Source organism: Desulfoscipio sp. XC116 (assembly GCF_039851975.1).
GTDB lineage: Bacteria > Bacillota > Desulfotomaculia > Desulfotomaculales > Desulfallaceae > Sporotomaculum.
The window spans coordinates 3,098,314-3,118,179 of the sequence record NZ_CP156660.1 but is presented as its reverse complement, the minus strand read 5'-3'; the positions used below and the strand labels follow the sequence as shown (position 1 = coordinate 3,118,179).

Genomic DNA, 19,866 nt, shown 5'->3' with positions numbered 1-19,866 from the left:
TTCATATTTTAAGAAGGTGTTCGAAATTGGATAAAAAAATGTGTTATATATTTTCAACTGTTTTTATAATTGCAGGCAGCATTATCTATACTCTTGAAAGAGCTATTTCTTATTTTGTATGGATTGGAGAACAGATTGGCCGTACTGGTAGTTTTCCAAGTCAACCAGAACTAAACCCATTATTTTCTAATGTATTCTTCCTTATATTTATTATTTTAGGTTTAGCCTTTTTTGTTTCTGGATATAAAAAAAAATAATCATATATCTCTCCATGTAGTAAGCTCGTTCGGAGTTTTTTCGGGCTGTATGGTAAGCAGCAGCACATTGCCGGGCGGTTCTTGGCTGGGATCCTCCGGAAAAGAATGTGGTCGCCCAGTTGCTGCTTCATGACATAAAAATAACCATCAGCTTTCCAACTTGAATAATCGTAGGTTTAATATTTTGCAATTGGTTATTTATACCTAGATTTGGGTTATTTATGTCTATTGAAAGGAATTTCGTAAAAAAGTGAAGAAATAGTTAGTTATGTCAAACAATGATTATAATTTTTGAATGTGTATTCAAATTAGATATGCCGACGAATAAGAACACCGTTAACTTCTTTGGAGCATATTACCATTTTGCAAAATATGTACATACACTCCACTCATATGTTTTCTTATCTGTATAGGCATATACCGGCTTTCAGTAATCAACCGCTCATTTGAGGAGGAAATTCCCTATGCGGCCAATGCTATTGCCCTGGTACATTGTTTTGATAATCTCCGTCCCGCAAACGTTTCTCATTGCTAAAACCGGGTTCCAGCTTTTTAACCTGCATTTAAGCTGTTCAAGAGCATTAATGTTGTCTTTGATAGTTGGCGTTGCCGCGGTTTCTGCAAGAGAATTGCCGCTACCGTTCGGATTTCACACAATAATTCTAATAATATTTTCAGTGTTTCTGGCAGTTGTTATTGCCAGTCAATATTACAAAGCTAGATGTTCGCCCCTGGGACTTATGCAGCATACTTGGCAACCTTTTGGATAATGCCTTTGAGGCCGCTATTCTGGACCCTGCCGACCGTAGAGTAGCTGTAGAAATAAAATATGAAGACACCAATTATATCCTATATGTTTATAATACCGGGCCGAAAATCTCTGCAGAAGTTAGGCGGCGATTATTTACCGCAGGCTACACCACCAAAGAGTCCGAAGCTCGCGGCTATGGTTTGTATTTGGTTAAGAAACTGGTGGACAAGTACGAAGGGAGAATCAAGGTAAAAGCCGGAAGCATTCGATTTCTTAGGCTTTACTCATTATTGTGGCAAAAGTCATAACTGTAAGTTCAGAGTAAAACGAAAGACCAGCAGAAAGAAATTCAAAGCATCATTATACAAAATGAAACAGTGGATAAAAGCTAATCGTACCATGCCAGTAAGCCAATTACTAAAACAGATTGCGCCAAAACTAATAGGCTATTATAGATATTATGGCATTATAGATAATGGGTCAATGATCCGTCAATACTGGTATGAGGTAACGAGGTTATTATTTAAATGGCTTAACCGAAGAAGTCAACGTAATAGCTATACCTGGGACAAATTTCTAATGCTGCTTAAAATAAAACCACTACCTCGACCTAGAATATACAATAGCATATTCTACGGCCAACAGTAGTCGGCATAAAGGTGCGAAACTCCGAGTGAGGAGCCGTGTGCGTAAATAGCGCAAGCACGGTTCTGTGAGGGTTGTGCGTTCAATTTAACCAAGGAGCAAATTGTGACACTCCCAGAGGAAACGGGGAGAAACGGTGAAAACAAACCTGCCCCTAAAGTTAGAAAGGCGCACTTCTACTCGACAATGGTTTATCCTCATAGATTAAAACTATCTTAAATAGAATTAACCAGGTAGCCCTTTATATGGAGTGGGGCCTGTGTTAGCCTTATTTTGTTGGAGGGCAAGGCAAAGCGCGGATTCTTCGGTGGGCTCCCAAAAGCACAGGATCAAAGGCTCCATGTCAGGGTTGCCGGTCGGTTTATTGCCCGGCGCCCTTTGACCGGAATAGTCCATTTCTTGGCTGCTAACAGTGGCCATGTAAATGATTTTTTTTAGAACTTCATCGGTCGGATATGCAGTTTTAGTTTTGGTTGCCTTCCAGAGTTGGCGATGGTACCCCTCAATGATATTGGTAGTATAATTATCTTACGTATTTCGTATGGGTATTTGAAATAAGCTGTTTTTATCCAATTCCCTTTGAATATTTCAAAGTCCATTTCTGCTTCCTCCAGGGTTAACGCCTAGTATATCTGTTTTACTTTCCTAAAACAACTGTTTAGGCATTTAATAACTTCAAATTATGTTCATGATTTCATTGACAAATTGGAATCAGTCTTTTAACTTTTTCTCATAATATAAAACCAATGTAATTGCATTAAGTATAATTGTAACTACAATAAGTAATGTGGCGAAGAATGCCACAGCAGAGGAAGTATCCATAAGTGCTGACCAATCTTCTATTTTTACCAAATGATTGGTATAGAAAATTTGCATACACAGTGAGATGGCACTGGCACTGAGGCTTGCTACGGAAAAGATAACCCAGTTCCTGTGGTCAGTCTTATTGTGCTGCACGAGATTAATAACAGGAAGTATCCATGCAATCAGCCCAAGTACAAGACTTCCTAAATTAAGCCAACCAGCTTCAAACATAACTTTCTCCTTTCAAATTTCTGTTTATTTACTTGTTATATAATCCTCTTTGGCTATATTTCTTATTTTAAAAAAACTTGTTAAATATTTTTTTGAGTATAGTGTCAATATTATTCCGCTAAACAATACTAACGAAACAAATGCAGTAATAGCCAATGGGAAAATCTGATATCTAAACAAAAGCAAACCCATAACACACGAAACCAAAATCGTAACAATCGACAGCGGGATAAGCTGCTGTCGATTGTGTTTTATAATCTTCTGATACATGGCAGCTTTGGTTTCTCTGTCGCTAAATAGTTTGTTTTCATTTTCATTGCAAGATGTTGTTGACTTCAAAAAATAAAATCTACCGTCTTTTTCCAAAATAAATTTCCAACCGAAATCAGTAAAAAATTGGATATATTCCTCCTTCTGGTGTTCATTTGGATTAAAGTCTATTTGATAAGAAACTGCTTCATTTTTACATCTTTCGAAGGTGTACTTGCTGCCTTTGATTGAAATCAGCCGCCACCCATCGGCATGACGAGACGTTAAAAATACTTGTTCTTCCTCGAAATCCGATATGTCAAAATATCGCCTAATAGTTTTATGTTCGTTTATTACCGCTCCCCCCTCGTCCGTGTATTTCTATATAATCTTTCAATTCGTCTAATTTCAAAGTCCAATACTTCATTTCCCAAGCCTGTAATCTTATATATTTTTCGTTTGTTTTCAGACTTTACCAAAGTAATTAGTCCATCCTTTTCCATTTTAGATAGGCTGGTATAGACTGTTCCAGCTCCTAAAATAATTTCTCCGTTCGTGAGTTCCTTTACATACTGCATAATACTGTAGCCGTGCATTTCATCTTGCAAAGCAAACAAAATATAAAAACTTGTTTCAGTCATGGGAGCATAAAATCTTCGAATCCTCTTATCCATAAAAGCCCCTCTTTATGTATCGAAGTACGCTATAAAAATAGTAGCGTACCTCGATATAATTGTCAAGTGCCCAAAAATAGAATTCCCTAGTTATTCTGTGATAATGTCATGTTGAATTTGTTCTGATAGAATGTCATTTTTAGAGGCCGCGTCAACATCATGGTATGGAAGTATTCTATCTTTTCCCGTCGAAATTTTACCGATACTCTTGTATTGATCAGACCTGCAGCAACTTGAAGACATGGCGAAAATAAGTAAAATTTACGGTATAATGAACACATAAATGCAGATATTCTGTTTGGTTACAGGGGTAAGATTATGTTCGCACTAATAACAACAATTGAAAATGAAGACGACCGGTATAAGGTTACCCAGATTTATAAGCTTTATCGTGGAATCATGCTTTACATAGCTAACAGCATCTTACATGAGTCCCATCTTGCGGAGGACGCCGTATCTGAAGCTTTTATCAGAATAATTAATAATCTGGAAAGAATTGATACAATTGACGATCAAAAAACAAGGGCATTTGTAGTTATCATAGTTAGAAATATTTCACTTGACCTATTGCGAAGGCACCGCAATCAAACAAGGCCGTTTGAGGACTATATTGGATACTCGGAATATAACGAGCTGGTTTTTGATGATATTGCCGCAAGGGATGCCTGTGGTAAAATAGCGAAATCCATAGCCGGGCTGAATAAAGCAATTGCAATTGGTAAAAGAGGTGTTTTTATGGAATACAATTTACAAGAACTTTAAGTCAATTGGTACGCAGTTAAATTATTATTTGAATCTATACATTCCGGCAATCTAATTCCTAATGAAAATGACCAACAACACTATGCTGATAACGAGAAGCTTTTTGAAGAAAGTATTATTCTTGTTAAAGCAATAACAATGAAGCAGGCATATGAGATTGCGGAAGACCTGGCTAAGAAATTAGAGCATGAATATTTTAACGTTTATGGCGAATTAGTAAAATGGCAATCTGTAAGCATATTACACTCATTTGAACTTAATGACAAGGAGTTGGCACCTGGAACCGAAATCTACTCAAGGTTTATACATGCTAAAAGAGATAATAACATTAATGATATTATTATGCGCTACTATCCTGAAGCCTTGGACACAAAATAAGCAATTAGGGGTGCGATATAAATGCAGCCAGTCACATTTCATGACGGAAAGTGGACGGCTTTCTCTTGCCCGTCATATAGAAAAAAGATCCAGATTCTACTGTCAAAATTAATATTGAAACCATTGATGGTGCCCAGACACCTGTTGTTGTAACTGAAGAAGAATATCCCGGTTTTTACGATATTTCAAGTGAAGTAACACCAATGGGTACCTATGCTGAGCCTCTTATAGTCATGTATATCTTAATCTTTTTTTAGGAAGGGGGTTAAATAATGAAGATACTATTATCTTTATTAATATCACTATTGTTTTTATTGGCAGTGGGTTGTGAATCATTAGATAACACTAAAAATGAAAATCCTAGTGCTGGAAATAAAGATGGTTCTGAACTTGAATTATCAAAATCCATAGGCATAAAACGTTCTAATTTAACATCTGAAGATTTTAATAAATATATGAATGATGTGGGTTTTATCGTTTCTGGCAATCAAAATGAAAAACTGGATATGAGAAGTAGTAAAGATAAAAGTAAGGTTATTTACATATTAAAAAATCTCTATCATAAGGATGATTATATTTATCTCGATTTAATTATCGACTCAGCATACCTCGATGAACAAGCAGAAATAGAAATTCAATATGACAACGAAACTTCATATTCAATTGCTCGCATTAATAGTAAAAACCTTTCGCAGGTTCGTAATGCAATTGGCTATTCTTCATATCAAATAATAGATTCAAGTAAAGATGCTTGGATTGGTTTTATTTTTAAAAAACGGACAAGCGATGTGGAATTTGAGGTCCCCTTAACAATCGATTTAAATAAAGATTATTCCGCTTATATTATACTAACATTGCAAGATACAACCAATCATGCTCGGTTAGCTGTTGGGCCTGACCTATACTATTCCCAACAGCTACCAAAAAGGGACAGTCCGAAAGTGCCGGGATAAACCGGCATAGAGTGGGGGATGAAAGAGCCCCATGTGAAAGATTAGCAACACCAATGACACCGAGTCATGCGCGGCTGGTCGCGAGCCTGCATGTGAAGCGTTGATAGAGGAAAACGCAGGCTAGCTATAGAGCTCTGAAATACCCTTTCGGGGTGCCGACCTTGTGGACTGGCAGGAAGGCAACAAGGTATGACGGATTTATAACAGCGAAAGCCACCGGCTTCCGGGCATTGATGCCTGAAAATAGCCGGTGGCTTATTTTGGCATGGGGGTTTTAATTATCCAGCAGCGCCAGCACATCGGGAAAAGGTTCCAGGGCTCTGCGCAAAATGCCCAGCATATAAGCAATTATTACCCCGTAGTTGACAATGGGCACTCCCGCGGCGCCGGCGGTCATCATGCGGGATAACATTTCCCGCCGGTTGATCATGCACGCGCCGCAGTGGACTACCAGTTTGTAGCTTTCCAGGTCGGAGGGCATCTCAATGCCGCTGGACCAGTGGAAATCAAGCTCGCCGCCCACCGACTGGCGCAGCCAGCGGGGTATCTTGACCGTGCCTATATCATCGGCTACCCGGTGGTGGGTGCAGGCCTCGGCAATTAAAACTTTATCCCCCGGTTCCAGGTCTTCCACGGCCAGCGCGCCGGAAACCAGGGTAGCCAGATCCCCCTGGTAGCGGGCGAACAGGATGGAAAAGGAGGTCATGGGCACGCCGGGTGGTGTGTCTGCATCCACTTTTGAAAAAACTTGCGAATCCGTAATTACCAGCGCCGGGGGCTTTTTTAGCTTGTTTAAGGCGGCTTTTAGTTCTCTTTCCTTCACTACCATGGTCAAACAGTCGTGGTCCAGCATATCCCTGATTGTCTGCACCTGGGGCAGTATCAGCCGTCCTTTGGGAGCCGCCAGGTCGATGGGACAAACCAGCACTGCCACTTCCCCCGGCGGTACCAGGTCTCCGGCAATAGTGGGCGCTGTCCAGTCTTTCGGAGCCAGCTGTACCATCATCTGTTTCAGCTCGGTTAAGCCGCGCCCGGTGCGGGCGCTTACTTTAACGGTGGGAATACCGGCCAGCTGCTCGGAAAAATCGGTATTTACTTCGTAGAGATCGGTTTTATTAATCACGCCGATTACCGGCAGCTTTTTTTGTTTGATTGTTTCAACCAGCTCTAGCTCGGTTTGGTTGACTCCCTGCTCCGGATCTATTACCAGCAGGGCCAGATCGGTTTTAGCGAGCACCGCCATGCTTTTGGCGACCCGCTTGGCACCCAGTTCACCCTCATCGTCAAGCCCGGCGGTGTCAATTAAGACCACCGGACCGATGGGCAGTATTTCCATGGACTTATATACCGGGTCGGTGGTGGTTCCGGCAACCGGAGAGACAATGGCCAGTTCCTGACTGGTCAGGGCGTTGATCAAGCTTGATTTTCCAGCGTTCCGCCTGCCGAACAGGGCAATATGCAGCCTGCCGCTGCGAGGTGTTTCATTCATTGGTTTTCATTTCCCTCCGATCTTTTATTTCCAGCCGGCCCTCCAGTTTGCGTGCTCCGGCAATGCCGGGCCGGGTCAGCTCGCGCGGTTTGAATATATCCTGCCATTCATCCTCGGAAAAAAGGCCTGTTTCCATGACCAGTTCTTTTAAGGTTTTTTTCTCTTTATGTGCTCGCCGGGCCAGTTCTGTGGCTTGTTCATAACCGATGTAAGGAACCAGCGCTGTCACCATAGTTAAGCTTTCGTCCAGCCAGCGCAGGCAGCGCTGCTCGTTGGCACTGATGCCGGCTATGCAGTCATAGGCGAAAATCCTGGCTGTTTTGGCCAGCATCTCCAGGGTGGGTAAAAGGTTATGCGCCACCAGCGGCAAAAAAGAGTTCAGCTCCAGCCGTCCGGCTCCACAGGCTTGGCAGATTACCTGGTCGGCCCCCATGGTCTGCCAGGCCACCTGGCTTACCATTTCAGGAATAACCGGGTTTACTTTGCCGGGCATAATGGAAGAGCCTGCCTGCAGCGGGGGCAAATTGATTTCCGCAGGTCCTCCGGCCGGGCCGGACGATAAAAGCATCAGGTCGCCGGCGATTTTAGTAAGGTTTACTGCCGCTGCTTTCACCAGCCCCGATACTTCGGCAAAGACATCGGCATTTTGCGTCAGGTCAATCATGTTCTCGGCCCTGGCCAGGCCCATGCCGGTTATCTGGCGCAGTTCCTCCACTACATGATAAATATATTTTCTGGGGGCGTTCAGTCCCGTACCGACAGCTGTTCCGCCCAGATTTACCTGCCGCAGGCGTTCTTCCACCTTATACAGCCGCCATCTGTCCCGGGCCACGGCCTCGGCATAAGCGCTGAATTCCTGCCCCAGCGTTACCGGTAAAGCATCCTGTAATTCGGTGCGCCCCAGCTTGAGTACTCCGGCGAACTGCGCCTCTTTTTTCTGCAGGGCCGTCTGCAGTTCGGCCATGGCTTCGCTCAGGTCCAGCACCAGCCGGATGGCGGCGACGCGGAGAGCGGTAGGGTAAGTGTCATTGGTGGATTGCGAAAGATTAACGTGATTGATCGGGTGGACTAACTCATAATCGCCTATTTGACCGCCCAGCAGTTCGATGGCCCGGTTGGCCAGGACTTCGTTCATGTTCATATTCGTGGATGTCCCGGCCCCGCCCTGAAAAGCGTTCACGATGAATTGATCCGCCAGTTTACCCCCGGCCACTTCTCCGGCGGCGCTGCCAATAGCTTTCGCAATGTCTGCCGAAAGCAGGCCGCTTCGGTGGTTGGCGCGAGCGGCGGCCCATTTTACTTCGGCCAGCGCCTGCACCAGTCGGGGGTGGACATTATAACCGCTAACGTTAAAATTTTTAAAAGCTCGCATAGTATGTATGCCGTAATAAGCCCGCGCGGGCACCGGCAATTCGCCCAGTAAATCTTTTTCCAGCCGAAAATCTGTCATTGGCAACGTCCTTTTTCATCAGTATTTCCGTCAACGGTCCATGCGATAACGATAACAGGTGGATTTGGCGGCAGCCTTGACATGTATGGTAAATGTCTTTATCCTAATTATTTGGACAAGGTTTGCCTATGCTTCTATTATAGAGACCTTTTCTTTGTAAGGACAGGTATTGTCTGCCATTTTATTTATTTTTAAGTGTGTGTGCGAAAAGGCGTGCTTCTGGTGCCGGGTGTAAAATGTTGAAAATCTTAGATTTTCAACATTTTACACCCGGCACCAGAGCAAGAGAGAATCTCGTGCGGACTTTTCGAACTTTAAATTGTATTCATAACAATGACAAACTGACTATATTTTCACCCTCTGCCGATGCCGCACAAGCGGCATGGAGGTCTTTTATGAAATTTGGTAATTACAAAATTCTGACTATTTATATAATACCCATGGGTTTTGTGGTATTATAGGCTAGTAAACAGCACTTTGCATTGGCTGTTATACGGTTTGCTTTAACTAATTAATTCAGATGTTAACTATATAAGGACATCCTTTTCTATATGGAGGTGTGGGTGAGGTGTCGGTTGTATCTACTATTAAAGACAGGTGTAAAGCCTGTTATTCATGTGTGCGCCAATGCCCGGTGAAGGCCATTAAAGTTGAGGTAGGGCAGTCGATGATTGTTCCGGAGCGGTGCATCAGCTGCGGAAGCTGTATCAAGGCGTGCTCGCAAAATGCCAAAGAAGTGGTTACCTTTGTTCCCCAGGTAAAGGACTATCTAAAGGAAGGCAGAGCCATCGCTCTTCTGGCTCCGTCCTTTCCGGCCTCAATATATCCCCTTGATCCCGGAGATTTCTTTAATTTGCTGCGGGAAGCCGGCTTTAGTGAAGTGCATGAGTTAACCATCGGGGTTGAGTTGACTATGCCCAAATACAGGGAATATCTGGTCGGCAGAAAAGAGCCGGCTATCGGTTCCCACTGTGCGGCAGTGGTGAATCTGATTGAAAAACATTTTCCGGACCTGATACAGTATCTGATTCCTATCGACTCTGCACTGATGGCCACAGCCAAGCTGCTTCGCCATCGCAAAAAAAACAGCCGGTTGGTCTTTATCGGACCCTGTATAGCCAAAAAGGAAGAAGTGCTTGATGCCCCGGAAGGCATTATAGATGCCGTGCTGACCTTCAAGGAATTAAAAGAAATGCTCAAGGACAAGTGGGAGACCAAAGATACCGCTCCCGTCTCATCCCTTGATAAAAGCTATTTGCCGTCCACTTTTCCGCTGTCCGGCGGGCTGATTAAAAATGTCGATCCCAAGGGCAACATTTACCGGGAAGATGAGGTGGCGGTGGTGGAAGGAAAGGAAGAGTGTGTTCAGTTTCTGCAAAAACTGCAGGAGGGACATATTAAACACCGCCTGATAGACATGCTGTTCTGTAAGGGCGGTTGTATAGACGGTCCCGAAATAGACAGTGAGCTGGACATTTTTAATAGGCAATACCAGATTTACCAGTATTCCCGGTCCAGAAAAAAAGAGAGCCTCGGGCGGCTTCCCAAACTGCAATTGGAGCGCTCCTTCTCCAATAGATATCAACCTTTGCTAACCCCCAGCGAAGAAGATATTGTAAAGGTTTTAAAATACACCAATAAAAATAAGCCGGAAGATGAATTGAATTGCGGGGCTTGCGGGTATAATTCCTGCCGGGACAAGGCCGTTGCGGTTTGCCAGGGACTGGCGGAGATAGAAATGTGCCTTCCGTACCTATTGGAACAATCCCGGGGTGAGTTGGAGTATTACAAAAAGCGCTTGAAGATGAGCGATGAAATAAAGGACTATCTTGTAGGAGACAGCCCTTACATTCAGGGCCTGCGGCAAACAGCCATTAAATTGGGGCAAAATGACGCCACGCTTTTGATACTTGGCGAAAGCGGCGCGGGCAAGGAGGTTTTGGCACGTGTTGTGCACATGATGAGCCCCCGAAGCCAGGAGTCGTTTATTGCCATCAACTGCGCCGCCTTGCCGGAACAACTGATTGAATCGGAACTTTTCGGTTATGAGGAAGGGGCTTTTACCGGAGCCCGCAAGGGCGGCAAGCCAGGTAAGTTCGATCAGGCCCGGGGGGGTACCCTGCTGCTGGATGAGATAGCCGAGCTGCCCTTAAGTACTCAGGCAAAGCTCCTGCGGGTGCTGCAGGAAAGGGAATTCGAGCGGGTGGGGGGGACCACCGCCATCAGGCTGACCGCCAGGATTATAGCGGCCACCAATCAGGACCTTAATAGACTTATTGAAGAAGGTAAATTCAGAAGCGACCTGTTTTACCGGCTGAATGTAATATCGGTTACAGTTCCCGCGCTGGTGCACAGGAAAGAGGATATTCCTCCGTTGGCCGAATATTTTTTAAGGAAATTGGCTGCGGAAAAAAAGTCGTCCGTGAAACTGATTTCAAGTGAGGCGCTCGCTCTTTTGGCCGCCTATGAATGGCCCGGTAATGTCAGGGAATTGAAGAATGTTATTGAACGGGCATTTTATACCGCTGAAGAAAGTATCATCCAGGTTCAGCATCTTCCCGATTATATCCGGCAATTAGACGGTGATCGTAAGGTCATTCGATTAACGCCGATGAAAAAGGCGGTAAAGAATTTGGAAAGGAATCTTATTCTCAAGGCTCTTAAGGAAACCAACAATAACAAGGTGGACGCAGCCAGTATACTTGGTATGCCAAGGGCCACCTTTTACCTGAAATTAAAGGAATACAACATTCATTAATCAGAGCATTCCGAATTAACTGTCTAAATTTTGGACGTGTATATAATTTGGAATACCGCAAATGTTAGCTGTACAGCGGGTTTCTCATGCGGAGTGTATATAATTTGGAATAGCAATGCTGCCAATGCCGGTCTTTTAGACTGGCATTTCTTTTGCGTGTCTTAAGTGAGAAATCATAAAATTCAGAAAAATACCATTATATAACATGATTTGGCAAATGTTAGTTCTTGCGTCACAGAAAGCGAGGTAGTAACATGTATTGTTGTCCCCATGATGGTTTGTGAATGGGAAAATAGCTCAAAAAAATGCTTTTGAGGACAAGGAGGAAAGATAGTGTCAAGAATAGGTGTTTACGTCTGTCACTGCGGCGAAAATATAGCCGGGTCGGTGGACGTTGGTCAAGTGGTTGGCTTTGCCGCAACATTACCTGATGTTGTTGTGGCCAGGGAATATCTTTTTATGTGCTCGGACCCCGGTCAGGAATTGATTCGCAAGGATATTGAGGCGGGCATGGTTGACCGGGTGGTGGTGGCCGCCTGTACGCCCCGGACCCACGAGCCTATTTTCAGGAAAGCTGTGGAGGATGCCGGTCTAAATCCGTATCTCTTGGAGATGGCCAATATCCGGGACCAGGACAGCTGGGCGCACTGGGGAGATAAAGAAGGAGCCACCCAAAAGGCCCAAAAGCTGGTTGCCAGTGCGGTGGCCAAGGCCAATTTGCTGCAGCCGCTGGAACAAAGATATGTAGAGGTGGACAAATCCACATTAGTGGTGGGGGCCGGTGTCAGCGGCATCTTTGCCGCGCTTGATCTGGCCGGCATGGGCTATAAGGTTTGGCTGCTGGACCGCAACCCTTCGGTAGGGGGGAATATGGCCAAACTGGACAAAACTTTTCCCACCAACGACTGCTCCGCTTGTATCCTTACACCGATAATGGTGCAGGTGGCCAACCACCCCAATATTGAGCTGCTGCCTTATTCGGAGGTGGAGACCGTCAACGGCTCCATCGGTAATTTTAATATCACCGTAAGGAAAAAGCAAACCTATGTTGATTGGGGCAAATGTACCGGCTGCGGTGACTGCGTCACTGCCTGTTTGGGCAAAGCCTCCAATGATTTTAATGAGGGATTGGATAATCGCAAGGCCATATATATAGCCTTTCCTCAGGCAGTGCCCAAGAGAGCGGTACTGGATCCGGAGCACTGCCTTAACTGTGCCGGTTCGCAATTGGGTAAAGAGCACCGGGTGCATCCCAAAACCGGGGAAGCCATGCTGGCGCCCTGCGAAAAAGCTTGCAAAACTGGCGCTTGTGACCGGACCCGGGCTTATGACCCGGAGGGCGAGTTGGTTAATATAAAGGTTGGCACCATTATTGTTGCCGCCGGTTATCAAACCATGCCCAAAGAGCCTTTTAAAGAATATTCTCCCGAGTCGCCCAATGTAATTACCTGCATGCAGCTGGAGCGGATTCTTTCGGCCACCGGCCCCACGGATGGGGAATTTCACCGTCCCTCGGACGATCAAAGGCCCAAATCCGTGGCTTTCATATCCTGCGTCGGCAGCCGGGACAAAAAACACCATGTCTATTGTTCCAAAGTCTGCTGCATGTATATGCTTAAGGAAGCCCGTTTGATCAAAGAAAAATATCCGGATACCGAGGTGTATATTTTCTTTATTGATGTCAGAACTCCGGGTAAGGATTTTGAAGAATATTATAATTATTGCCGGGAACTGGGCATTAAAATTATCCGTGGCCGGGTGGGGGCAGTGGACCAATTGCCCGGTGACCGCTTGCGGGTCAGGGCCTATGACGTGGACATGGATACCCCGGTAGCCCTGGACACCGATTTAGTGGCTTTGGCCACGGCCGTCGAGCCTTCGGCCGGCATGGAAGATCTGGGCAGAAGGCTGGGCATTACCTGCGGTACGGAAGGATTCCTGAAGGAAATGCACACCAAGCTGTATCCCGTGGAGACATCGGTAAAGGGTATTTACATTGCCGGCTGTGCCCAGGGGCCCAAGGATATTCCGGAATCGGTTTCCCAGGCCAGGGCGGCCTCTTCCGCGGCAGCCGTGCCCTTGACCTCCGGCAGGGTATCGGTGGAGCCCTTCAGTTCATCCGTTGACCGGGAAAAATGCAGCGGGTGCGGTATTTGCGTACCCCTTTGCCCGTATTCGGCGATCAGCCGGGAGGAGGTCGGCGGCAAGGTGCGGGCCCGCATTGATATAGCGCTTTGTGCCGGCTGCGGCGTCTGCGCTGCGGCGTGCCCTTCTCTGGCCATTACCCTGCAGGGATTTACGGCCAATCAGATATTTGCTCAGATTGATGCTTTAACCAATGGGTCGGGAGGTGGAACAATTGATTAATGGATCTGCTGAGATAGTCTATGATCTGTCTGCCGGTGACCCCGGATTTATAGCGGAAATTAAAGAAATGGGCGGCGAGGAACTGCTTGAATGCATTCAGTGCGGCAAGTGCGCATCGGTATGTCCCATGGCTTTGGCCGGTTTTCCTATCTTTAACAAGAAGTTGATTCAGGCTATCTTTTTTGGAGCCAGGGATATACTCCTGGACGATTCCTCCATCTGGGCCTGCCAGTCTTGCAATCGCTGTACGGAAATCTGCCCCAGGGACGTCAGACCCTTTGAGATAATCTTGGCCATGCGCCGGGTAGCGGTGCGGGAATTAGCCATACCGACCTTGTCTATCGAAGGTTTGAAATCTCTTTATGATGTGGGACACGCGGTGTATCTAAGAGATGCCGGGCAAACCAGGCTAAAGGTGGGCCTGCCGGAAACTCCCCCCACCGTATTGGCTTCTCCGGAAGCACTTAAAGAAATACAGGCCATTTTGGACCAGACCGACCTGAGGGAAATCGGATTATTCCCTATGCAGGGCAATGGAATGGCTGATGCTAGTGAGGTGTAGTGGATGAAAGTAGGATTTTTTATCGGCTGCAATACTGCGTTTAACCGCCCTGATCTAGAGCAGGCGGTGCGTTTTTCCTTCCCTTTGCTGGGAGTGGAATTAGATGATCTGGAAGGCCAGTCCTGCTGTCCTTCCTGGGGTACCATGCCGTCGGTGGATTTGGCGGGCTGGAGTGCTGTAAGCGCCCGGAATCTGTGTCTGGCGGAGGAGAAAGACCTGGATATTGTTACGGTTTGCGGCAGTTGCTACGGCTCGTTGGGAGAAGTCAGGCACAAACTGCAAAACGACCCGTCTCTGAAAGAAAAAGTTAACGCTATATTAAAAGGTTCGGGCAGAAATTACCGGGGCACTGCCGATGTCTATCAGTCGGTGGGCTATCTCTGTCAAAATATAGGGCTGGATAAAATTAAACAATCCCTCAAATATAGCCTGGCAGGATTGAAAGTTGCCCTGCAGCCCGGCTGTCACAGCCTTTGGCCCAGTGAAATATATCCGGACCGTGAGGAAGACAGCTTTCACCCCCATATGCTGGGGGATATGTGCCGGGCCCTGGGCGCCGAGGTGGTTGACTACAGCCGGCTTACCGACTGCTGCGGCATGGGGGGCATGAGAAGCGCGGATATGGGCAAATCCTTTGATCTTCTAACCGTGAAGCTTAACTCCATCAAGGAAGAAGCTGATCCGGATTTGATCGTTACCGGCTGCAGTTCCTGTTTGATTCAAATGGATACCGCTCAGCTGCCGCTGAATAAAGACAAAAAGATTAATTTCACCATACCGGTGCTGCATTATATGCAGCTGCTGGCCCTTTGCCTGGGCGCGGAGCCGCAAAAGGTGGCCGGGCTGGCTAAAAACGATGTCGGCGCGGTAATAAATAAGATCCGGGGGGATGGCAATGTCTGATTGGAAGCCCAATATTATAGTTTTTGCTTGTAACTGGTGCACCTATCAGGGCGCTGATTTGGCCGGCAGTCTCAGGTATAAATACCCCAGCAGCATTAACATCATTCGGGTGCCCTGCAGTGGCGCCCTTGAGGCGGAGTATATCGTGGAGGCTTTAAATAAAGGCGCCGACGGAGTACTGGTCGGCGGGTGCCACCCCGGTGACTGCCATTACAAAGAAGGTAACTATAAAGCACTGCGGCGCTTCAATTTACTGCATAAATTGCTGGAAGATATGGGGGTTGAACCTGAGAGGGTCAGGCTGGAATGGATATCCGGGTCCGAGGGCAAACGTTTTGCCGAGGTGATGAATGACTTTGACGCTGTCATCCGGAAGTTGGGCCCCAACCCCAGGGGGAGGAATGGAAATGCCTGAAAAGGTAAAATTAGCTTATCTGCTGGCCGGCGGCTGTGCCGGCTGTGATATGGCAGTGGTGGACCTTTCCGAAACTTTATTGGATGTACTGCCTCAATTGGAAATAGTATTCTGGGCGCCCACAGTGGCGGACGTTAAATATAAGGACCTCGAGGCTATGCCCGACGGCAGTATTGATGTGGGACTGGTAGCCGGTATGGTCAGGCTCAGCGAGCAGGAACACATGGTTAAAGTAATGCGCCGCAAATGCAAAACATTGATTGCCCTGGGTATTTGCGCCTCTATGGGCGGCATTCCGGGGATGGCCAATATGCACAGCAAAAAAGAAATATTTGATACCGCTTACTTTGATACATTTAGTACCGATAATCCGGAAGGAGTTGTTCCGCGGACAAACTGCCTTGTAGACGGCAAATATGAGCTGACCCTGCCTGATTTCTATGAAAAAGTACGCTCTGTTGCCTCGGTGGTGGACGTGGATTATCTTACCGGGGGCTGTCCGCCGCACCATTCCTTTATCGGCGCCGCGCTGACGGCGGTGCTGGAAGGCAAACTGCCGCCCCGGGGCTCCTGGCTGACCGGGGGCAAGGCGGTATGTGATGTTTGTAAGCGCAACCCCGCCCTGCAAGGCAAGGAAAGGGAATTGATCCAGGACATTAAGAGGGTGACGGACGGTGAGCCCGAGCAGGATAAGTGCCTGCTGCAGGAGGGCTATATCTGCCTGGGGCCGGTAACCCAGGGTGACTGTAACGCCCAGTGCCCCAATGTCAATATGCCCTGCCGCGGCTGCGGCGGCCCCATTCCGGGAGTGAAGGATTTCGGCTTGCGGGCTGTAAGCGCTATTGCCGCGTCTATGACCGATGAAAAATTGGTTGATAAGATTGACTGTCCGGCCAAACTGTTTTACCGTTATTCTTTGCCTTCGTCCATTCTGGGCGGAAAGCTGAAGTAAGGGGTGGAATAAATTGAAGCGAATTGAAATAAATCCAATGACAAGGCTTGAGGGACACGGTAAAATAAGTATCTTTCTGAATGATGAAGGCAACGTGGATAATGCTTTTTTTCAGACCGTCGAGCTCAGGGGCTACGAGCGCTTTTTGAGAGGCATGCCCATTGAAGAGGTGCCCCGCACTGTTTCCACTATCTGTGGTGTTTGCCGGGGGGTACACTATACCGCTTCGGTAAAGGCCGCGGATGCTGTTTATAATGTTGCGCCCACGCCGACAGCCAGAAAAATAAGAGAGCTGTTTTTAAACGCTCACTATGTGGAAGACCACTGTGCCATTTTATACGCGCTGGGCTTTCCTGATTTCGTAGTCGGCCCCACGGCCAGCCCCGCGGTGCGTAATTTAATCGGTTTAATTGAAATTGTAGGAGAACAGACCGGTCGTGCCGTGTTGAAAAAACGCCGCAGCGCCGTGAGGATTATGGAGATACTGGGCGGCCGTCCCCTGCATGCCGTGGCCGCGGTTCCCGGCGGTTGGTCCAAAAGAATATCGGAGGAAGAACGGCAGGAGATTTTGGAGCTGTCCCGGGATCTGGTGGAATTGGGGCAAATGACTCTGCAAGTGTTTGAAGATGTAGTGCTTAAGAACAAGCAGTTTATGGAACTCGTCCTGGGTGATATGTATAAAGTGGTTTGCAATTATGTGGGTACGGTGGATGAACAGGATAAATTGCAATACTACGACGGCATCCATAAAATAGTCGACCCGGCCGGGAAGGAAATAGGGCGTTTTCAGGGTAAAGAATACCTGGATTATATTGCGGAAAGGGTATTGCCCTGGAGCTATCAAAAAATGCCCTATTTAAAAAAAGCCGGCTGGCAGGATATTGCCGACGGTGACAATACTTCCCTGTACTGCGTAGGGCCGTTGGCCAGGTATAATATAGGCAGTGGCTTTGATACGCCTCTGGCTCAGGAAGCTTACGAAAAAATGAAAGAGACGCTGCCTCCGGGGCCGGTGCATAATATAATGGTGTATCACTGGGCTAGGGCGGTGGAATTGTTAAATGCCGCGGAAAAAGTGCGGCAGCTGGCTGAGGATGAGAGCATTACCGCACCGGACATTCGCACTCCGCTGGGTGAGGCGGTAGGAGAAGGTGTCGGCATTATCGAAGCTGTGCGGGGATTGTTAATCCATCACTATAAAACAGACAGCCGGGGTATTGTGGAGGACTGCAATCTTATCGTGGCCACCACCCACAATAAGGGCCCCATTAATGTGGCGATCCGCAGGGCCGCAGATCATTTCATCAAAGACGGCAAGGTGGACGAGGGTATATTGAATATGGTGGAGATGGCCTATCGTCCCTACGATCTTTGCCTGGCCTGCGCCACCCATGCGTTGCCCGGCAGGTCGCCGCTGCAAATTAATATTTATGACGCTCAGGGCAAAATCTATGAAACTATGCAAAACTTTTAAAAGTGGTATAAAATGAAAACTATATTATTAGGCATCGGCAATCCCGTATTAACCGATGATTCGGTAGGCATTAAGGTGGCGGAGCAGTTAAGCGGCCTCGTGGACACCCGTATGCTTACCACCACGGGTTTTGATGTTATTGACGCGGTTTTGGGCTACGAAAGGGCATTAATCATCGACGGTGTTTGTTCGGGCGCGAAGCCGGGCACAATACTGGAATTAAACACGCGCGAATTAATGACGGACCTGGAGTTTTCAGGCACTCATAATCTGCACCTGGGCGCGGCTCTGGATCTGGGTTACCGTTTATTCAGCCGTGAAATGCCGTCGGAGATTATAATTTTTGCCGTTGAAGTGCAGGACGTGGTCAGTTTCAGCACGCGCTGCACCCCGGCTGTGGAAGCGGCCATACCGGAGCTGGTGCAAAGGGTGAGGGCCGTGCTGGAAAATTAATTGTTAGATTATAATTAAGTTTCGGTTCGATAAGGAAACTGTCCGTTGAACCGACCGGGAGCATGGTGTTGTTCATGTGACGGCACCATGCTTTGCACTTGGTTTACCGGGATGCCGCGTTTAGCGGCATGGCGTTTATTAACAAGAGGATGGTTTATATGAAATTAATGCTGGTTGTTACACGGAGGTTTTAACCGGTGCATGAGCTGTCTTTAATTCAGGCACTTATTGAAACTGTTGCCCACAGTGCCGTCGAAAATGATATTGCCAAAGTGAATACGGTCAAAATAGTGGTGGGAGAAGTATACGGCGCTTTGCCGGATGCCCTTGATTTTGCTTTCCGGGTGCTTACCAAAGACACGGTCTGCGAGGGCGCCGTGCTGGAAATTGATAAAACTCCTCTTGTGCTGAAGTGCGGGGCATGCGGCAGTGAATATCAACCCGATGAGATTAACTGGAAATGCCCTGCTTGCGGCGCGGGTGGCGTCACGGCTATAAGCGGCAAAGAATTATATGTCGACTATTACGAGGGAGATTAAGGAGCTGGCTGTTGTGAAAATTATTGTGGGCAGAGACCTTCTGCTGGCCAATAACGATCAGGCCGGAGTGAACCGGGTATTATTCAAGCAAAGTAAAGTTGTGGCCATTAATTTAATCAGCTCGCCCGGGTCCGGTAAAACAACCCTGATGGAAAAAACCGCCGGGATGTTGGCCGGCCGGCTAAAAATCGGGGTTGTGGTGGGAGACTTATATACCGAGCGCGATGCCGTGCGCATTGAAAAAGCCGGCGCCGCCGCGGTGCAGATTAACACCGAGGGGCTGTGTCACCTTACCGCCGACATGGTTTACCGGGCGCTGCAGGAAATGCCGCCGGAGGAATTGGATGTGCTGTTTATTGAAAACGTCGGCAACCTGGTGTGCCCGGCTGCTTTTGATCTGGGGGAACAGATGAAGGTTGCGGTTTTAAGTGTCACCGAGGGTATCGACAAACCGTCCAAGTATCCGACTATTTTCAGAGAGGCCGGGGCTGTGGTGATCAGCAAAGAAGACTTGCTGCCCTATACTGATTTTGATTTGGATACTTGTCTTGCCGAGTTAAAAGAAATAAACGATCAGTTAAAAATATTTATCACTTCGGCTAAAACCGGCCTTGGTTTGAATGAATGGTGTTCCTGGCTGGAATCTTTGGCGGGGGCTGAATAAGACGTTAGCGCCGTACCAACCCGCCCTTTGTCACCCGCTTGGCGCGGGTGACAAAGGGCGGCTGGGTTTGTTATTAACTCGACTAACCGGCAGGAAGGGACTTGCGCTCTCCCTGCGGGAAGTCTCGTATTACGGA

19 protein-coding genes and 2 pseudogenes are annotated in these 19,866 nt (G+C 47.1%); 15 read left to right on the top strand and 6 right to left on the bottom strand.

All coding sequences use genetic code 11. The features are described from left to right. Positions 1 to 26 precede the first annotated feature (26 nt). On the top strand, positions 27 to 257 hold the full coding sequence (locus ABDB91_RS14895; RefSeq protein ID WP_347488492.1) for a hypothetical protein: 231 nt from the start codon (positions 27 to 29) through the stop codon (positions 255 to 257). Between the two features lie 696 nt (positions 258 to 953). Further along, positions 954 to 1,316: a GHKL domain-containing protein gene (locus ABDB91_RS14890; RefSeq protein WP_347488491.1), complete on the top strand. Its 363-nt coding sequence runs from the start codon at positions 954 to 956 to the stop codon at positions 1,314 to 1,316. Between the two features lie 714 nt (positions 1,317 to 2,030). Here ABDB91_RS14890 and ABDB91_RS14885 read toward each other — a convergent pair. From ABDB91_RS14885 to ABDB91_RS14870, 4 genes and pseudogenes are all read right to left on the bottom strand, one after another. After that, positions 2,031 to 2,294, bottom strand: a pseudogene (locus ABDB91_RS14885) (transposase); the annotation flags it as partial. A 70-nt stretch (positions 2,295 to 2,364) separates the two neighbouring features. Next, positions 2,365 to 2,688 (bottom strand): hypothetical protein, encoded by a 324-nt coding sequence (locus tag ABDB91_RS14880; RefSeq protein WP_347488490.1) that lies wholly within the window; start codon positions 2,686 to 2,688, stop codon positions 2,365 to 2,367. Positions 2,689 to 2,712: 24 nt separating this feature from the next. Then, the gene (locus ABDB91_RS14875) at positions 2,713 to 3,255 is read right to left on the bottom strand and encodes a DUF2812 domain-containing protein (protein WP_347491619.1); all 543 of its coding nucleotides are present in this window, start codon (positions 3,253 to 3,255) and stop codon (positions 2,713 to 2,715) included. 35 nt (positions 3,256 to 3,290) lie between these two features. Then, positions 3,291 to 3,611: a PadR family transcriptional regulator gene (locus ABDB91_RS14870; protein WP_347488489.1), complete on the bottom strand. Its 321-nt coding sequence runs from the start codon at positions 3,609 to 3,611 to the stop codon at positions 3,291 to 3,293. Between the two features lie 318 nt (positions 3,612 to 3,929). Here ABDB91_RS14870 and ABDB91_RS14865 point away from each other — a divergent pair, with 318 nt between their 5' ends. The 3 genes and pseudogenes from ABDB91_RS14865 to ABDB91_RS14855 all read left to right on the top strand — a co-directional run bounded on the left by ABDB91_RS14865 (position 3,930) and on the right by ABDB91_RS14855 (position 5,704). Beyond that, positions 3,930 to 4,373, top strand: coding sequence for a sigma-70 family RNA polymerase sigma factor (locus ABDB91_RS14865; RefSeq protein ID WP_347488488.1), 444 nt, complete (start codon positions 3,930 to 3,932; stop codon positions 4,371 to 4,373). A gap of 18 nt (positions 4,374 to 4,391) precedes the next feature. Next, positions 4,392 to 4,751 (top strand): annotated as a pseudogene (locus ABDB91_RS14860) (DUF4288 domain-containing protein); the annotation flags it as partial. Positions 4,752 to 5,023: 272 nt separating this feature from the next. After that, positions 5,024 to 5,704, top strand: coding sequence for a hypothetical protein (locus ABDB91_RS14855; protein WP_347488487.1), 681 nt, complete (start codon positions 5,024 to 5,026; stop codon positions 5,702 to 5,704). Between the two features lie 274 nt (positions 5,705 to 5,978). On the opposite strand, the gene hydF is transcribed toward ABDB91_RS14855, so the two are convergent. Continuing rightward, the gene (hydF, locus tag ABDB91_RS14850; RefSeq protein WP_347488486.1) at positions 5,979 to 7,193 is read right to left on the bottom strand and encodes a [FeFe] hydrogenase H-cluster maturation GTPase HydF; all 1,215 of its coding nucleotides are present in this window, start codon (positions 7,191 to 7,193) and stop codon (positions 5,979 to 5,981) included. Next, positions 7,186 to 8,643 carry an aspartate ammonia-lyase gene (locus ABDB91_RS14845; protein WP_347488485.1) on the bottom strand — a complete coding sequence of 486 codons (1,458 nt, stop codon included), beginning with the start codon at positions 8,641 to 8,643 and terminating at the stop codon, positions 7,186 to 7,188. Before ABDB91_RS14845 ends, hydF begins: the two co-directional genes overlap by 8 nt. Before the next feature lie 568 nt (positions 8,644 to 9,211). Here ABDB91_RS14845 and ABDB91_RS14840 point away from each other — a divergent pair. The 10 genes from ABDB91_RS14840 to hypB all read left to right on the top strand — a co-directional run bounded on the left by ABDB91_RS14840 (position 9,212) and on the right by hypB (position 19,730). Beyond that, positions 9,212 to 11,401 (top strand): sigma 54-interacting transcriptional regulator, encoded by a 2,190-nt coding sequence (locus tag ABDB91_RS14840; RefSeq protein WP_347488484.1) that lies wholly within the window; start codon positions 9,212 to 9,214, stop codon positions 11,399 to 11,401. Positions 11,402 to 11,734: 333 nt separating this feature from the next. Then, entirely contained in the window at positions 11,735 to 13,768 is a 2,034-nt protein-coding gene (locus tag ABDB91_RS14835) for a CoB--CoM heterodisulfide reductase iron-sulfur subunit A family protein (RefSeq protein ID WP_347488483.1), read from the top strand. After that, positions 13,761 to 14,330, top strand: coding sequence for a 4Fe-4S dicluster domain-containing protein (locus ABDB91_RS14830; protein ID WP_347488482.1), 570 nt, complete (start codon positions 13,761 to 13,763; stop codon positions 14,328 to 14,330). The genes ABDB91_RS14835 and ABDB91_RS14830 overlap by 8 nt, the downstream gene beginning before the upstream one ends. A gap of 3 nt (positions 14,331 to 14,333) precedes the next feature. Continuing rightward, positions 14,334 to 15,233: a CoB--CoM heterodisulfide reductase iron-sulfur subunit B family protein gene (locus ABDB91_RS14825; RefSeq protein WP_347488481.1), complete on the top strand. Its 900-nt coding sequence runs from the start codon at positions 14,334 to 14,336 to the stop codon at positions 15,231 to 15,233. Further along, a complete protein-coding gene (locus ABDB91_RS14820; RefSeq protein WP_347488480.1) occupies positions 15,220 to 15,648 on the top strand; it encodes a hydrogenase iron-sulfur subunit in 429 nt (142 codons plus the stop codon). The genes ABDB91_RS14825 and ABDB91_RS14820 overlap by 14 nt, the downstream gene beginning before the upstream one ends. Further along, complete coding sequence (locus ABDB91_RS14815; RefSeq protein ID WP_347488479.1) at positions 15,641 to 16,600, top strand: F420-nonreducing hydrogenase; 960 nt, start codon at positions 15,641 to 15,643, stop codon at positions 16,598 to 16,600. The genes ABDB91_RS14820 and ABDB91_RS14815 overlap by 8 nt, the downstream gene beginning before the upstream one ends. 13 nt (positions 16,601 to 16,613) lie before the next feature. Beyond that, positions 16,614 to 18,074: a Ni/Fe hydrogenase subunit alpha gene (locus ABDB91_RS14810; protein ID WP_347488478.1), complete on the top strand. Its 1,461-nt coding sequence runs from the start codon at positions 16,614 to 16,616 to the stop codon at positions 18,072 to 18,074. A 12-nt stretch (positions 18,075 to 18,086) separates the two neighbouring features. Beyond that, on the top strand, positions 18,087 to 18,527 hold the full coding sequence (locus ABDB91_RS14805; RefSeq protein ID WP_347488477.1) for a hydrogenase maturation protease: 441 nt from the start codon (positions 18,087 to 18,089) through the stop codon (positions 18,525 to 18,527). Positions 18,528 to 18,724: 197 nt separating this feature from the next. After that, the gene (hypA, locus tag ABDB91_RS14800) at positions 18,725 to 19,066 is read left to right on the top strand and encodes a hydrogenase maturation nickel metallochaperone HypA (RefSeq protein ID WP_347488476.1); all 342 of its coding nucleotides are present in this window, start codon (positions 18,725 to 18,727) and stop codon (positions 19,064 to 19,066) included. 13 nt (positions 19,067 to 19,079) lie between these two features. Next, a complete protein-coding gene (hypB, locus tag ABDB91_RS14795) occupies positions 19,080 to 19,730 on the top strand; it encodes a hydrogenase nickel incorporation protein HypB (RefSeq protein WP_347488475.1) in 651 nt (216 codons plus the stop codon). Positions 19,731 to 19,866 lie beyond the last annotated feature (136 nt).